The organism is Pseudomonas rhizoryzae, assembly GCF_005250615.1.
In the GTDB taxonomy this organism is placed as follows: domain Bacteria; phylum Pseudomonadota; class Gammaproteobacteria; order Pseudomonadales; family Pseudomonadaceae; genus Chryseomonas; species Chryseomonas rhizoryzae.
In genome coordinates, this window is sequence record NZ_SULM01000028.1 from 1 (window position 1) to 15788 (window position 15788).

13 protein-coding genes and 1 tRNA gene are annotated in these 15788 nt (G+C 61.0%); all 14 read left to right on the top strand.

Annotated elements, in window-relative coordinates; translation table 11 throughout:
• Positions 1-327: EF-Tu C-terminal domain-related protein (locus FAZ11_RS24260; protein WP_023980248.1), on the top strand; the 327-nt coding region annotated here is incomplete at its 5' end.
• A 54-nt stretch (positions 328-381) separates the two neighbouring features.
• Positions 382-457, top strand: a tRNA-Trp gene (locus FAZ11_RS24265).
• 35 nt (positions 458-492) lie between these two features.
• Positions 493-861, top strand: coding sequence for a preprotein translocase subunit SecE (secE, locus tag FAZ11_RS24270; RefSeq protein WP_058766816.1), 369 nt, complete (start codon positions 493-495; stop codon positions 859-861).
• 11 nt (positions 862-872) lie between these two features.
• Entirely contained in the window at positions 873-1406 is a 534-nt protein-coding gene (nusG, locus tag FAZ11_RS24275; RefSeq protein WP_007163096.1) for a transcription termination/antitermination protein NusG, read from the top strand.
• Positions 1407-1518: 112 nt separating this feature from the next.
• The gene (rplK, locus tag FAZ11_RS24280) at positions 1519-1950 is read left to right on the top strand and encodes a 50S ribosomal protein L11 (protein ID WP_058765574.1); all 432 of its coding nucleotides are present in this window, start codon (positions 1519-1521) and stop codon (positions 1948-1950) included.
• Positions 1950-2645: a 50S ribosomal protein L1 gene (rplA, locus tag FAZ11_RS24285; protein ID WP_058765571.1), complete on the top strand. Its 696-nt coding sequence runs from the start codon at positions 1950-1952 to the stop codon at positions 2643-2645. Before rplK ends, rplA begins: the two co-directional genes overlap by 1 nt.
• 208 nt (positions 2646-2853) lie before the next feature.
• Positions 2854-3354 (top strand): 50S ribosomal protein L10, encoded by a 501-nt coding sequence (rplJ, locus tag FAZ11_RS24290; RefSeq protein WP_007163093.1) that lies wholly within the window; start codon positions 2854-2856, stop codon positions 3352-3354.
• Positions 3355-3433: 79 nt separating this feature from the next.
• Positions 3434-3802, top strand: a complete 369-nt coding sequence (rplL, locus tag FAZ11_RS24295; protein WP_058765569.1) for a 50S ribosomal protein L7/L12 — start codon at positions 3434-3436, stop codon at positions 3800-3802.
• Positions 3803-4026: 224 nt separating this feature from the next.
• Positions 4027-8100 (top strand): DNA-directed RNA polymerase subunit beta, encoded by a 4074-nt coding sequence (gene rpoB, locus FAZ11_RS24300; protein ID WP_058766817.1) that lies wholly within the window; start codon positions 4027-4029, stop codon positions 8098-8100.
• 62 nt (positions 8101-8162) lie between these two features.
• Positions 8163-12362 carry a DNA-directed RNA polymerase subunit beta' gene (gene rpoC, locus FAZ11_RS24305; RefSeq protein ID WP_058765565.1) on the top strand — a complete coding sequence of 1400 codons (4200 nt, stop codon included), beginning with the start codon at positions 8163-8165 and terminating at the stop codon, positions 12360-12362.
• 165 nt (positions 12363-12527) lie between these two features.
• The gene (rpsL, locus tag FAZ11_RS24310; protein WP_058765563.1) at positions 12528-12899 is read left to right on the top strand and encodes a 30S ribosomal protein S12; all 372 of its coding nucleotides are present in this window, start codon (positions 12528-12530) and stop codon (positions 12897-12899) included.
• An 87-nt stretch (positions 12900-12986) separates the two neighbouring features.
• Positions 12987-13460 (top strand): 30S ribosomal protein S7, encoded by a 474-nt coding sequence (gene rpsG, locus FAZ11_RS24315; RefSeq protein WP_007163088.1) that lies wholly within the window; start codon positions 12987-12989, stop codon positions 13458-13460.
• 30 nt (positions 13461-13490) lie between these two features.
• Entirely contained in the window at positions 13491-15593 is a 2103-nt protein-coding gene (fusA, locus tag FAZ11_RS24320; RefSeq protein ID WP_058766818.1) for an elongation factor G, read from the top strand.
• Between the two features lie 28 nt (positions 15594-15621).
• On the top strand, positions 15622-15788 hold a 167-nt coding region (locus tag FAZ11_RS24325; RefSeq protein WP_241667494.1), incomplete at its 3' end, for a GTP-binding protein.

Below are 15788 nucleotides of genomic sequence, written 5' to 3' on the forward strand. Positions count from 1 at the left end.
GTGGAGCGTGGCCAGGTTCTGGCCAAGCCGGGCACCATCAAGCCGCACACCAAGTTCGAGTGCGAAGTGTACGTGCTGTCCAAGGAAGAAGGTGGTCGTCACACCCCGTTCTTCAAGGGCTACCGTCCGCAGTTCTACTTCCGGACCACCGACGTGACCGGTAACTGCGAACTGCCGGAAGGCGTCGAGATGGTGATGCCGGGCGACAACATCAAGATGGTTGTCACCCTGATCGCTCCGATCGCCATGGAAGACGGTCTGCGTTTCGCCATCCGTGAAGGCGGTCGTACCGTCGGCGCTGGTGTGGTTGCCAAGATCATCGAGTAATCGATTGATCTTGGGCTTTCAGGTCGGCATAATGGCCGGCCTGATTCAAGTTACAGGCCAGTAGCTCAATTGGCAGAGCGGCGGTCTCCAAAACCGCAGGTTGGGGGTTCGATTCCCTCCTGGCCTGCCAGATTCTGATCTGGCACTCCTTACAGGATTCATGCAATGAGCATCAAGGCGGAAGCCAAAGAGTCGCGCTTCGATGCGCTGAAGTGGCTGGTGGTTGTCGTTCTGGTCGTGATCGGTGTGGTTGCCAATCACTACTTCGCTGCTCAGTCCATCCTGTATCGAGTCATAGGTCTGTTGGTGTTGGCTGCGATTGCTGCCTTTATCGCACTGCAGACTGTCAAGGGGCAAGCCTTCTTCGGCTTGCTGAAAGACGCCCGTACCGAGATTCGCAAGGTTGTCTGGCCTACTCGGCAAGAGACCACTCAGACCACGCTGATCGTGGTTGCCGTGGTGCTCGTGATGGCTTTGTTGTTGTGGGGGCTTGACTCCCTGCTCGGTTGGCTGGTTTCCACGATCGTTGGTTGAAAGGGTTCGCCGTGGCTAAGCGTTGGTACGTCGTGCATGCCTACTCGGGTTACGAGAAGCATGTCATGCGTTCGTTGATCGAGCGCGTCAAGCTGCACGAAATGGAAGACCAGTTCGGCGATATTCTCGTGCCCACCGAGGAAGTGGTGGAAATGCGCAACGGCCAGAAGCGCAAGAGCGAGCGTAAGTTTTTCCCGGGCTACGTCCTGGTGCAGATGGAAATGAACGAGGGGACCTGGCACTTGGTCAAGGACACCCCGCGGGTCATGGGCTTCATCGGTGGTACTGCCGACAAGCCTGCGCCCATCACTGATCGTGAAGCGGACGCCATTCTGCGTCGTGTTTCCGACAGTAGCGACAAGCCCAAGCCGAAGACGCTGTTCGAGGCAGGTGAGACGGTTCGTGTGGTTGATGGTCCGTTCGCCGACTTCAATGGTGTCGTCGAAGAAGTGAATTACGAAAAGAGCCGCATCCACGTGGCGGTACTGATCTTTGGTCGGTCCACCCCTGTGGAGCTCGAGTTCAGCCAGGTCGAAAAGGTCTAGGTTGTCCGCATCCCTCACCCCGTAGCCAAGGCTGCGGGGTTTTGTCGTCACTGGGATATAGCAAGTAATTGGGGAGCCCCGTGGGGCGCTGAACCCATCATTGGAGTAGCACATGGCTAAGAAGATTCAGGCTTACATCAAGCTGCAAGTTAAGGCCGCTCAAGCCAACCCGAGCCCGCCAGTCGGTCCGGCTCTGGGTCAGCACGGCGTCAACATCATGGAATTCTGTAAGGCGTTCAATGCCCGCACTCAGGGCATGGAGCCTGGTCTGCCCACCCCGGTGATCATCACCGTGTACAGCGACCGTAGCTTCACCTTCGAAATCAAGAGCACCCCGGCCTCCGTGCTGCTCAAGAAGGCTGCTGGCATCCAGAGCGGCTCGCCCCGCCCCAACACCCAGAAGGTCGGTACCGTTACCCGCGCCCAGCTGGAAGAGATCGCCAAGACCAAGAATGCCGATCTCACCGCCGCCGATATGGACGCCGCCGTGCGCACCATCGCCGGTTCCGCTCGTAGCATGGGTCTGAATGTGGAGGGCGTGTAATGGCCAAGCTCACTAAGCGTCAAAAGTCGATCGCCGAAAAAATCCAGGCCGGCAAGCAGTACGGCTTCGAAGAAGCTGCGGCCCTGCTGGCCGAGCTGTCCACCATCAAGTTCAAGGAGTCCGTTGACGTCTCCGTGAACCTGGGCGTGGATCCGCGTAAATCCGATCAGGTCGTCCGTGGCGCCACCGTGCTGCCCAACGGTACTGGCAAGTCGGTTCGCGTTGCCGTGTTCACCCAGGGTGCCAACGCCGAAGCCGCGCTGGCCGCTGGTGCCGAGAAAGTCGGCATGGACGAACTGGCTGCCGAGATGAAAGCTGGCGATCTGAACTACGACGTGGTCATCGCTTCGCCGGACGCCATGCGCGTCGTCGGTCAGCTGGGCCAGATCCTCGGCCCGCGCGGTCTGATGCCCAACCCCAAGGTTGGCACCGTGACCCCGGACGTCGCTACCGCCGTCAAGAATGCCAAGGCTGGTCAGGTGCGTTTCCGTACCGACAAGAACGGCATCATCCATGCTTCCGTTGGCAAGATCGATTTCGAGCCCGTCAAGCTGAAGCAGAACGTCGAAGCCCTGCTGGCCGACCTGAAGCGCCTGAAGCCCTCGACCTCCAAGGGCATCTACGTCAAGCGCATCACCCTGAGCTCCACCATGGGCCCGGGTCTGCAGATCGACCAGGCTTCCCTGGAAGCCTAAGCAAGTTAGAAGTCGCCGTGCCCTCGGGCACGGCGCCAAGATTGGGGTCCCTGCCTGGCGGGGGCTGTCCAAGACCGTAGGGGACGCAGGTCTTAAACTGGGGAAACCCTAGCCTACGCAGATGGTGCTCCCGATTCGGTTACCGAGTCAGACACCAAAACGCCGCCCAGACCATCGGGCGAAACGGTAACATCCAGGAGTTGAACCCGTGGCAATCAAACTCGAAGACAAGAAGGCTATCGTCGCTGAAGTCAACGAGGCTGCCCAAGGTGCCCTGTCCGCTGTCGTGGCTGATGCCCGTGGCGTGACCGTGGGTGCCATGACCGGACTCCGTAAAGAGGCCCGCGCGGCCGGTGTCTATGTGCGTGTCGTACGTAACACCCTGCTGCGTCGTGCCGTTGAAGGTACGTCTTTCGACGTCCTCAACGACACCTTCAAGGGCCCGACCCTGATCGCGTTCTCCCAAGAGCATCCGGGCGCTGCCGCCCGTATCTTCAAGGATTTCGCCAAGGGTCAGGACAAGTTCGAGATCAAGGCCGCCGCGTTCGAAGGCAAGCTCATCCCGGCTAACCAGATCGACGTACTGGCATCGCTGCCGACCTACGACGAAGCTGTGTCCCAGCTGATGAGTGTTATCCAGGGCGCTACCAGCAAGCTGGCTCGTACCCTCGCCGCCATTCGCGACCAAAAGGAAGCTGCCGCCGCCTAATCGTGCGTGCTGCGCTTTCCCGAAGTCTTTCTTATTATTTGCGGCCTGAAGCCGCACCCTGTTATAGGAATTTAGAGTCATGGCTCTGACCAACGAAGACATCATCAACGCCGTATCCGAAATGTCCGTCATGCAAGTGGTGGAACTGATCAAGGCGATGGAAGAGAAGTTCGGCGTGACCGCCGCTGCCGCTGTGGCCGCTGGCCCGGCTGTTGCCGCTGCTGCCGTCGAAGAGCAGACCGAATTCACCATCATGTTGACCGAAGCCGGCGACAAGAAAGTGAACGTCATCAAGGTCGTTCGTGAACTGACCGGCCTGGGCCTGAAAGAAGCCAAGGCTGTCGTTGACGGCGCCCCGGGCGTGGTCAAGGAAGGCGTTTCCAAAGAGGAAGCCGAGGCTGCCAAGAAGTCTCTGGAAGAAGCAGGCGCCAAGGTCGAGCTCAAGTAAGTTCGGTTCTTGCGTCTACAGCCAGAACGTCTCACGTTCGGCTGATGGCTGGTGGCGAACGCCACCGGCCTTTTGCCGTTTTGTGCAGGGCGAGCATATCCGCCTACCAAAACGCGCTGTATCCACCTCGCTCTCGGGGTGCGGCAGACCAAGGGTTTGCACGATTTTCCGGCTGCTCCCGTCGGAGAGGCCAAACAAGCTGGTGACCAAGCTGGGGAACGCTGATGGCTTACTCATACACTGAGAAAAAACGTATCCGCAAGGACTTTAGCAAGTTGCCGCACGTCATGGACGTGCCCTATTTGCTGGCTATCCAACTGGATTCGTACCGCGAATTCCTGCAGGCGGGCGCAGGCAAAGACCAGTTCCGCGATATCGGCCTGCATGCGGCCTTCAAGTCCGTTTTCCCGATTATCAGCTATTCCGGCAACGCTGCCCTGGAATACGTCGGCTATCGCCTGGGCGATCCTGCCTTCGACGTGAAGGAATGCGTCCTGCGCGGCGTGACCTTCGCGGTCCCGCTGCGGGTCAAGGTTCGCCTGATCATTTTCGACCGTGAGTCGTCGAACAAGGCGATCAAGGACATCAAGGAGCAGGAAGTCTACATGGGGGAAATCCCCCTGATGACCGAGAACGGTACCTTCATCATCAACGGTACCGAGCGCGTCATCGTGTCCCAGCTGCACCGCAGCCCGGGCGTGTTCTTCGATCACGACCGCGGCAAGACTCACAGCTCGGGCAAGCTGCTGTACTCGGCGCGCATCATTCCTTACCGCGGCTCCTGGCTGGACTTCGAGTTCGATCCCAAGGACGCCGTCTTCGTTCGTATCGACCGTCGCCGCAAGCTGCCGGCCTCGGTACTGCTGCGCGCGCTCGGCTACAGCACCGAAGAAGTGCTGGATGCCTTCTATGACACCAACGTCTTCCACATCAAGGGCGAGACCCTGAATCTGGAGCTGGTGCCCCAGCGTCTGCGTGGTGATATCGCCAGCTTCGACATCAAGGACAACACCGGCAAGGTGATCGTGGAGCAGGGCCGTCGTGTCACCGCTCGCCACATCAATCAGCTGGAAAAGGCCGGTATCACCGAGCTGGAAGTGCCCTTCGACTACGTCATTGGCCGTACCACTGCCAAGGCCATCGTGCACCCGGCTACTGGCGAGATCATCGCCGAGTGCAACACCGAACTGACCCTGGACATGCTGGCCAAGATCGCCAAGGCCAATGTCGTGCGTCTCGAGACGCTGTACACCAACGACATCGACTGCGGTCCGTTCATCTCCGATACCCTGAAGATCGACTCCACCGGCAACCAGCTGGAAGCCCTGGTCGAGATCTATCGGATGATGCGTCCTGGCGAGCCGCCAACCAAGGAAGCGGCCGAGACCCTGTTCAACAACCTGTTCTTCAGCGCCGAGCGTTACGACCTGTCCGCCGTCGGCCGCATGAAGTTCAACCGCCGTATCGGTCGCGATGCCATCGAAGGCTCGGGCGTGCTGAGTCGCGAAGACATCGTCGACGTGCTCAAGACCCTGGTCGACATCCGTAACGGCAAGGGCATCGTCGACGACATCGACCACCTGGGTAACCGTCGTGTCCGTTGCGTCGGTGAAATGGCCGAGAACCAGTTCCGCGTGGGCCTGGTGCGGGTAGAGCGCGCCGTCAAGGAACGCCTGTCCATGGCCGAAAGCGAAGGCCTGATGCCGCAGGACCTGATCAACGCCAAGCCGGTGGCTGCCGCGATCAAGGAATTCTTCGGTTCCAGCCAGCTGTCCCAGTTCATGGACCAGAACAACCCGCTGTCGGAGATCACCCACAAGCGCCGCGTTTCCGCACTCGGCCCGGGCGGTCTGACCCGTGAGCGCGCCGGCTTCGAAGTCCGTGACGTGCACCCGACCCACTACGGTCGTGTCTGCCCGATCGAAACCCCGGAAGGTCCGAACATCGGCCTGATCAACTCCCTGGCTGCCTACGCCCGCACCAACCAGTACGGCTTCCTCGAAAGCCCGTACCGCATGGTCAAGGACGGCGTGGCCACCGACGAGATCGTCTTCCTGTCGGCCATCGAAGAAGCCAACCACGTGATCGCCCAGGCCTCCGCGGCCCTGGACGAGAACAACCGGCTGATCGACGAGCTGGTCGCCGTGCGTCACCTGAACGAATTCACCGTGAAGGCGCCCGAAGACGTCACCCTGATGGACGTGTCGCCCAAGCAGGTCGTCTCCGTCGCCGCCTCGTTGATTCCGTTCCTCGAGCACGACGACGCCAACCGCGCGCTGATGGGTTCCAACATGCAGCGTCAGGCCGTGCCGACCCTGCGTTCGGACAAGCCGCTCGTGGGTACCGGCATGGAGCGCAACGTCGCCCGTGACTCCGGCGTCTGCGTCGTCGCCCGTCGTGGCGGTGTGATCGACTCCGTCGACGCCAGCCGTATCGTGGTACGCGTCAATGATGACGAAGTCGAGACCGGTGAAGCCGGCGTCGACATCTACAACCTGACCAAGTACACCCGTTCCAACCAGAACACCTGCATCAACCAGCGTCCGCTGGTGAGCAAGGGTGATCAGGTGGCCAAGTTCGACATCCTGGCCGATGGCCCCTCGACCGACATGGGCGAGCTGGCACTGGGTCAGAACATGCGCGTGGCCTTCATGCCCTGGAACGGCTTCAACTTCGAAGACTCCATCTGTCTGTCGGAGCGCGTGGTTCAGGAAGACCGCTTCACCACCATCCACATCCAGGAACTGACCTGTGTGGCCCGTGACACCAAGCTCGGCCCGGAGGAAATCACCTCCGACATCCCGAACGTGGGTGAGGCTGCGCTGAACAAGCTGGACGAGGCCGGTATCGTCTACGTCGGTGCCGAAGTCGGTGCCGGTGACATCCTGGTCGGCAAGGTCACGCCCAAGGGCGAAACCCAGCTGACTCCGGAAGAGAAGCTGCTGCGCGCCATCTTCGGCGAGAAGGCCAGCGACGTGAAGGACACCTCCCTGCGCGTGCCCACCGGCACCAAGGGTACCGTCATCGACGTCCAGGTCTTCACCCGTGACGGTGTCGAGCGCGACTCCCGCGCCCTGGCCATCGAGAAGTCCCAGCTCGACGAGATCCGTAAGGATCTGAACGAAGAGTTCCGCATCGTCGAAGGCGCGACCTTCGAGCGTCTGCGTCAGGCGCTGGTCGGTCAGGTCGCCGAAGGTGGCCCGGCGGTCAAGAAGGGTGCCGTCATCACCGACGAGTACCTGAACGGCCTCGAGCGCGGTCAGTGGTTCAAGCTGCGCATGGCGGAAGATGCTCACAACGAGCAGCTGGAAAAAGCCCAAGCCTACCTGTCCGACCGTCGCCAGCTGTTGGACGACAAGTTCGAAGACAAGAAGCGCAAGCTGCAGCAGGGCGATGACCTGGCGCCGGGCGTACTGAAGATCGTCAAGGTCTACCTCGCCATCAAGCGTCGCATCCAGCCGGGCGACAAGATGGCCGGTCGTCACGGTAACAAGGGTGTGGTCTCGGTGATCATGCCGGTCGAAGACATGCCCTACGACGCCAACGGCACGCCGGTGGACATCGTGCTCAACCCGCTGGGCGTACCCTCGCGGATGAACGTCGGTCAGATCCTCGAAACCCACCTGGGCCTCGCGGCCAAGGGTCTGGGCGAGAAGATCAACGTGATGATCGAAGAGCAGCGCAAGGTCGCCGAACTGCGTGGCTTCCTGCACGAGATCTACAACGAGATCGGTGGCCGTCAGGAGAAGCTGGATGACCTGAGCGATCAGGAAATCCTCGACCTGGCGAAGAACCTGCGCGGTGGTGTCCCCATGGCCACGCCGGTCTTCGACGGTGCCAAGGAGCGCGAGATCAAGGCTATGCTGAAGCTGGCCGATCTGCCCGAGAGCGGCCAGATGCGTCTGTACGACGGCCGCACCGGCAACGCCTTCGAGCGCACCACCACCGTTGGCTACATGTACATGCTCAAGCTGAACCACCTGGTGGACGACAAGATGCACGCCCGTTCCACCGGTTCCTACAGCCTGGTCACCCAGCAGCCGCTGGGTGGTAAGGCGCAGTTCGGTGGTCAGCGTTTCGGGGAGATGGAGGTCTGGGCACTGGAGGCCTATGGCGCGGCTTACACCCTGCAGGAAATGCTGACGGTGAAGTCGGACGATGTGAACGGCCGGACCAAGATGTACAAGAACATCGTGGACGGGGATCACCGCATGGAGGCCGGCATGCCCGAGTCCTTCAACGTACTGATCAAGGAAATCCGCTCGCTCGGCATCGATATCGAACTGGAAACCGAATAACACGAGACCCTAGAGGAGGTGGCCGCGCGGCGGTCACCTCCGGTCCGTGAGGAGGAAAGGCCTTGAAAGACTTGCTCAATCTGTTGAAAAACCAGGGTCAACTCGAAGAGTTCGATGCCATCCGTATCGGTCTGGCCTCGCCCGAGATGATTCGTTCCTGGTCGTTCGGTGAAGTGAAGAAGCCGGAGACCATCAACTACCGTACCTTCAAGCCGGAGCGCGATGGTCTGTTCTGTGCCAAGATCTTTGGCCCGGTCAAGGACTACGAGTGCCTGTGCGGCAAGTACAAGCGCCTCAAGCACCGCGGCGTGATCTGCGAGAAGTGCGGCGTGGAAGTCGCCCTGGCCAAGGTGCGCCGCGAGCGCATGGGTCACATCGAGCTGGCTTCGCCCGTCGCCCACATCTGGTTCCTGAAGTCGCTGCCGTCCCGTATCGGCTTGCTGCTGGACATGACCCTGCGTGACATCGAGCGCGTGCTCTATTTCGAGAGCTACGTGGTGATCGATCCGGGCATGACCACCCTCGAGAAGTACCAGCTGCTCAACGACGAGCAGTACTTCGAGGCACTGGAAGAATTCGGCGACGACTTCGATGCCCGCATGGGTGCAGAAGCCGTATTCCAGCTGCTCGGCGCCATTGATCTGGAGCACGAGATCGGCCGCCTGCGCGAAGAGATTCCGCAGACCAACTCCGAGACCAAGATCAAGAAGCTGTCCAAGCGCCTGAAGCTGATGGAAGCCTTCCAGGGTTCCGGCAACAAGCCGGAGTGGATGGTCATGACCGTGCTGCCCGTGCTGCCGCCGGACCTGCGTCCGCTGGTACCGCTGGATGGCGGCCGCTTCGCGACTTCCGATCTGAACGACCTCTATCGTCGCGTCATCAACCGGAACAACCGCCTCAAGCGGCTGCTCGACCTCGCCGCGCCCGACATCATCGTGCGCAACGAGAAGCGCATGCTGCAGGAAGCCGTTGACGCCCTGCTGGACAACGGCCGTCGTGGTCGTGCCATCACCGGTTCCAACAAGCGCCCGCTGAAGTCCCTGGCCGACATGATCAAGGGCAAGCAGGGTCGTTTCCGTCAGAACCTGCTGGGCAAGCGCGTCGACTACTCCGGTCGTTCCGTGATCACCGTGGGCCCGACCCTGCGTCTGCATCAGTGCGGTCTGCCCAAGAAGATGGCCCTGGAGCTGTTCAAGCCCTTCATCTTCGGCAAGCTGGAAGCCCGCGGCATGGCGACCACCATCAAGGCCGCCAAGAAGATGGTCGAGCGCGAACTGCCCGAGGTCTGGGACGTTCTCGCCGAAGTCATCCGCGAACACCCCGTGCTGCTCAACCGCGCCCCGACCCTGCACCGTCTGGGTATCCAGGCGTTCGAGCCGGTCCTCATCGAAGGCAAGGCCATCCAGCTGCACCCGCTGGTCTGCGCCGCGTACAACGCCGACTTCGACGGTGACCAGATGGCCGTGCACGTGCCGCTGACGCTGGAAGCCCAGCTGGAAGCGCGCGCCCTGATGATGTCGACCAACAACATCCTGTCGCCCGCCAACGGCGAGCCGATCATCGTGCCGTCGCAGGACGTGGTCCTGGGTCTGTACTACATGACCCGTGAAGCCATCAACGCCAAGGGCGAAGGCCGCGTGTTCGCCGACCTGCAGGAAGTCGATCGCGTCTTCCGTGCCGGCGAGGCCGCCCTGCATGCCAAGGTCAAGGTGCGCATCAACGAGACCATCCGTCACAAGGACGGCAGCCTGACCAAGAACACCCGCATCGTCGACACCACCGTCGGCCGCGCGCTGCTGTTCCAGGTCGTGCCCGCCGGTCTGCCGTACGACGTGGTCAATCAGTCGATGAAGAAGAAGGCCATCTCCAAGCTGATCAACCACTGCTACCGCGTGGTGGGTCTGAAGGACACCGTCATCTTCGCCGACCAGCTGATGTACACCGGTTTCGCCTATTCGACCCTGTCCGGCGTCTCCATTGGCGTCAACGACTTCGTCATCCCGGACGAGAAGGCCCGCATCATCGATGCCGCCACCGCCGAAGTGAAGGAGATCGAGAGCCAGTACGCCTCCGGCCTGGTGACCCAGGGCGAGAAGTACAACAAGGTGATCGACCTCTGGTCGAAGGCCAACGACGAAGTGTCCAAGGCGATGATGACCAACCTCTCGAAAGAGAAGGTCATCGACCGCGAGGGCAAGGAAGTCGATCAGGAGTCCTTCAACTCCATGTACATGATGGCCGATTCCGGCGCCCGGGGTTCCGCGGCCCAGATTCGTCAGCTCGCCGGCATGCGTGGCCTGATGGCCAAGCCGGACGGCTCCATCATCGAGACGCCCATTACCGCCAACTTCCGTGAAGGCCTGAACGTACTCCAGTACTTCATCTCCACCCACGGTGCCCGTAAGGGCCTGGCGGATACCGCCCTGAAGACCGCGAACTCCGGTTACCTGACCCGTCGTCTCGTCGACGTGGCCCAGGACCTGGTGGTGACCGAGGTCGATTGCGGTACCGAGCGTGGTCTGATCATGACCCCGCACATCGAAGGCGGCGACGTGGTCGAGCCCCTGGGTGAGCGCGTGCTGGGTCGAGTCATTGCCCGTGACGTGCCCAAGCCGGGTACCGAAGAGATCATCGTGCCGGCCGGCACCCTGGTCGACGAGCGCTGGGTCGAGTTCCTCGAACTCAACAGCGTCGACGAAGTCGTGGTGCGTTCGCCGATCACCTGCGAAACCCGTCATGGCATCTGCGCCAAGTGCTACGGTCGCGATCTGGCCCGCGGTCACCAGGTCAACATCGGTGAAGCGGTCGGCGTCATTGCTGCCCAGTCCATCGGTGAGCCGGGTACCCAGCTGACCATGCGTACCTTCCACATCGGTGGTGCGGCCAGCCGTACTTCCGCCGCCGACAGCGTCCAGGTCAAGAATGGCGGTGCCATCCGCCTGCACAACCTGAAGCACGTCGAACGTGCCGATGGCGCCCTGGTTGCCGTGTCCCGTTCCGGTGAGCTGGCCATCGCCGACGACTTCGGTCGTGAGCGCGAGCGCTACAAGCTGCCCTACGGTGCGGTGATTTCGGTCAAGGAAGGCGACAAGGTCGACGCTGGTGCCATCGTCGCCAAGTGGGACCCGCACACCCACCCCATCGTCACCGAGATGGACGGTACCGTGGCCTTCGTCGGCATGGAGGAGGGCATTACCATCAAGCGCCAGACCGACGAACTCACCGGTCTGACCAACATCGAGGTGCTCGACGCCAAGGATCGTCCGACTTCCGGCAAGGACATCCGTCCGGCGGTCAAGCTGATCGACGCCAACGGCAAGGACCTGCTGTTGCCGGGTACCGACGTACCGGCTCAGTACTTCCTGCCGCCGAACGCGCTGGTCAACCTGAGCGACGGTGCCAAGGTGCATGTGGGTGACGTTATCGCCCGTATCCCCCAGGAAACCTCCAAGACCCGCGACATCACCGGTGGTCTGCCCCGCGTGGCCGACCTCTTCGAAGCGCGTCGTCCCAAGGAGCCGGCCATCCTGGCGGAGATCAGCGGTACCATCTCCTTCGGCAAGGAAACCAAGGGCAAGCGTCGCCTGGTCATCACCCCGACCGACGGCACCGATCCCTACGAGGAGCTGATTCCGAAGTGGCGCCACCTGAACGTCTTCGAAGGCGAACAGGTCAGCCGCGGTGAAGTCATCTCCGACGGTCCGAGCAACCCGCACGACATCCTGCGCCTGCTGGGTGTCAGCGCGCTGGCCAAGTACATCGTCAACGAGATCCAGGACGTGTACCGCCTGCAGGGCGTGAAGATCAACGACAAGCACATCGAGACCATCCTGCGGCAGATGCTGCGCAAGGTCGAAGTGAGCGATACCGGTGACTCGAGCTTCATCAAGGGCGATCAGGTCGAACTGACCCATGTCCTGGAAGAGAACGAGCAACTGGTCGCCAACGATCGCTTCGTCGCCAAGTACGAGCGCGTGCTGCTGGGTATCACCAAGGCCTCGCTGTCCACCGAGTCCTTCATCTCGGCCGCTTCCTTCCAGGAGACCACCCGTGTCCTGACCGAAGCCGCCGTGACCGGCAAGCGCGACTTCCTGCGCGGCCTGAAGGAGAACGTGGTAGTGGGTCGTCTGATCCCGGCCGGTACCGGTCTGGCCTACCACAGCGAGCGCAAGCGCCAGCGCGAACTCGGCAAGCCGCAGCGCGTCAGTGCCAGCGAAGCCGAAGCCGCCCTGACCGAAGCGCTGAACTCCAGCGCCAGCTGAGTTCGGTAGCCGACGTCGCTTGACCAAGCCCCCGGCGCCCCAGGCGTCCGGGGGCTTTGTCTTGACTGGAGCTTGCAAGCTCTTTAGACTTTCGTTCCCCGAAAATGGGCAGGACTAACGTTCTGTCATTTCGTTTATGTCGCAAGACAATCAGTGGAGCTATAGATGGCAACTATCAACCAGCTGGTGCGTAGTGCACGCAAGCGTCTCGTCGAGAAATCCGACGTGCCTGCGCTGCAAAACTGCCCGCAACGCCGTGGCGTGTGCACTCGCGTGTACACCACCACTCCCAAGAAGCCGAACTCCGCACTGCGGAAGGTCTGCCGTGTGCGTCTGACCAACGGCTTCGAAGTCACCTCCTACATCGGCGGTGAAGGTCACAACCTCCAGGAACACAGCGTCGTGCTGATCCGCGGTGGTCGGGTCAAGGATCTGCCGGGTGTGCGTTATCACACCGTGCGCGGCTCGCTGGACACCACCGGTGTGAAGGACCGCAAGCAGGGCCGTTCCAAGTACGGCACCAAGCGTCCGAAGTAATCACCTATTCTTTTTGTTCGAGTCGATAAGAGTAAGGTCGGGCAATCGGTCCCGAGCTAACCTGAAGACCGTTTTGAGGGCTTATCAATGCCAAGACGTCGTGTAGCGGCCAAGCGCGAAATACTTGACGATCCGAAATACGGAAGCCAGATCCTGGCCAAGTTCATGAACCACGTGATGGAAAGCGGCAAGAAAGCCGTTGCCGAGCGTATCGTTTATGGTGCTCTGGACAAGGTCAAAGAGCGTTCCAAGAACGCCGAACCCCTGGAAGTTTTCGAAAAAGCGCTCGACGCCATCGCTCCGCTGGTCGAAGTGAAGTCCCGCCGTGTCGGCGGTGCTACCTACCAGGTGCCGGTTGAGGTTCGTCCTTCCCGTCGTAATGCCCTGGCCATGCGCTGGCTGGTGGACTCCGCGCGCAAGCGTGGTGAGAAGTCCATGGCTCTGCGCCTGGCGGGTGAACTCATGGACGCTTTTGAAGGCAAGGGTGCCGCAGTCAAGAAGCGCGAAGACGTGCATCGCATGGCAGAAGCCAACAAGGCCTTCTCGCACTACCGCTTCTAAGCCTAGCGCTTCCAATCAAGCGAGGACCTTATGGCTCGTACAACCGCTATTAACCGCTACCGGAACATCGGTATCTGCGCCCACGTGGACGCAGGTAAGACGACTACTACCGAGCGGATTCTGTTCTACACCGGCGTGAACCACAAAATGGGTGAGGTTCACGACGGCGCTGCGACCATGGACTGGATGGTGCAGGAGCAGGAGCGTGGTATCACCATCACCTCCGCTGCCACCACCGCGTTCTGGTCCGGTTCGACCAAGCAGTACGACAAGTACCGCGTGAACATCATCGACACCCCCGGCCACGTGGACTTCACCATTGAGGTGGAGCGTTCCCTGCGCGTGCTGGATGGTGCGGTAGTGGTGTTCTGCGGCACCTCCGGTGTCGAGCCCCAGTCCGAAACCGTATGGCGTCAGGCCAACAAGTACGGCGTACCGCGCATCGTCTACGTCAACAAGATGGACCGTGCCGGTGCCAACTTCCTGCGCGTCGTCGAGCAGATCAAGAAGCGTCTGGGCCACACTCCGGTCCCGGTTCAGCTGGCCATTGGCGCGGAAGAAAACTTCCAGGGCCAGATCGACCTGCTGAAGATGAAGGCGATCTTCTGGAACGAAGACGACCAGGGCATGACCTACCGCGAGGAAGATATTCCTGCGGACATGCTGGCCGATGCCGAGCAGTGGCGCTCCAACATGGTCGAGGCAGCTGCCGAAGCCAACGAAGAGCTGATGAACAAGTACCTGGAAGAAGGCGAGCTGTCGATCGAAGAGATCAAGGCCGGTCTGCGCCAGCGTACCATCGCCTGCGAAATCGTCCCGGCCGTTTGCGGTTCGTCCTTCAAGAACAAGGGCGTGCCCCTGGTTCTGGACGCCGTGATCGACTTCCTGCCGGCGCCGATCGAGATTCCCGCGATCAAGGGTGTCAACCCGGACAACGAGGAAATCACCGACGAGCGTCATGCGGACGACGACGAGCCCTTCTCGGCTCTGGCGTTCAAGATCGCTACCGACCCCTTCGTCGGTACCCTGACCTTCGCGCGCGTTTACTCGGGCGTGCTGAGTTCCGGTGACTCCGTCATCAACTCGGTGAAGGGCAAGAAAGAGCGCGTCGGCCGTATGGTGCAGATGCATGCCAACACCCGTGAAGAGATCAAGGAAGTTCGCGCTGGCGACATCGCTGCTCTGATCGGCATGAAGGACGTCACCACCGGTGACACCCTGTGCTCGATTGAGAAGCCGATCATCCTTGAGCGCATGGACTTCCCGGAGCCGGTGATCTCGGTCGCCGTCGAGCCGAAGACCAAGGCCGACCAGGAGAAGATGGGTATCGCGCTGGGCAAGCTGGCCCAGGAAGACCCCTCGTTCCGCGTCAAGACCGACGAAGAGTCCGGTCAGACCATCATCTCCGGTATGGGCGAGCTGCACCTGGACATCCTGGTGGACCGCATGAAGCGCGAGTTCGGCGTGGAAGCGAACATCGGTAAGCCCCAGGTCGCCTACCGCGAAACCATCCGCAACACTTGCGAGATCGAAGGCAAGTTCGTTCGCCAGTCGGGTGGTCGTGGTCAGTTCGGTCACTGCTGGATCCGCTTCGCGCCGGCTGACGAAGGTCAGGAAGGTCTGGAGTTCACCAGCGAAGTCGTGGGCGGTGTGATTCCGAAGGAATACATCCCGGCGATCCAGAAGGGTATCGAAGAGCAGATGAAGAACGGCGTCGTCGCCGGCTATCCGCTGCTGGGCCTGAAGGCCGCGGTATTCGATGGTTCCTACCACGATGTCGACTCCAACGAGATGGCGTTCAAGATCGCTGCCTCCATGGCGACCAAGCAGCTCACCCAGAAGGGTGGTGCCGTGCTGCTCGAGCCGATCATGAAGGTCGAGGTCGTGACCCCGGAAGACTACATGGGTGACGTCATGGGCGACCTGAACCGTCGTCGTGGCCTGATCCAGGGTATGGAAGACACCGTGACCGGCAAGGTCATCCGTGCCGAGGTTCCGCTGGGCGAGATGTTTGGCTACGCTACGGATGTCCGCTCCATGTCTCAGGGTCGCGCAAGCTACTCCATGGAGTTCTCCAAGTACGCCGAAGCTCCGTCGAACATCGCCGAAGCCATCATCAAGAAACAAGCTTAATCAGCGCTTTGACTAGAGGTTTTATCTCGTGGCTAAAGAAAAATTCGAACGTAACAAACCGCACCTGAACGTGGGCACCATCGGTCACGTTGACCATGGCAAGACCACTCTGACCGCAGCGCTGACCAAAGTCTGTGCCGACACCTGGGGCGGTTCCGCTCGTGGTTTCGACCAGATCGACAACGCGCCGGAAGA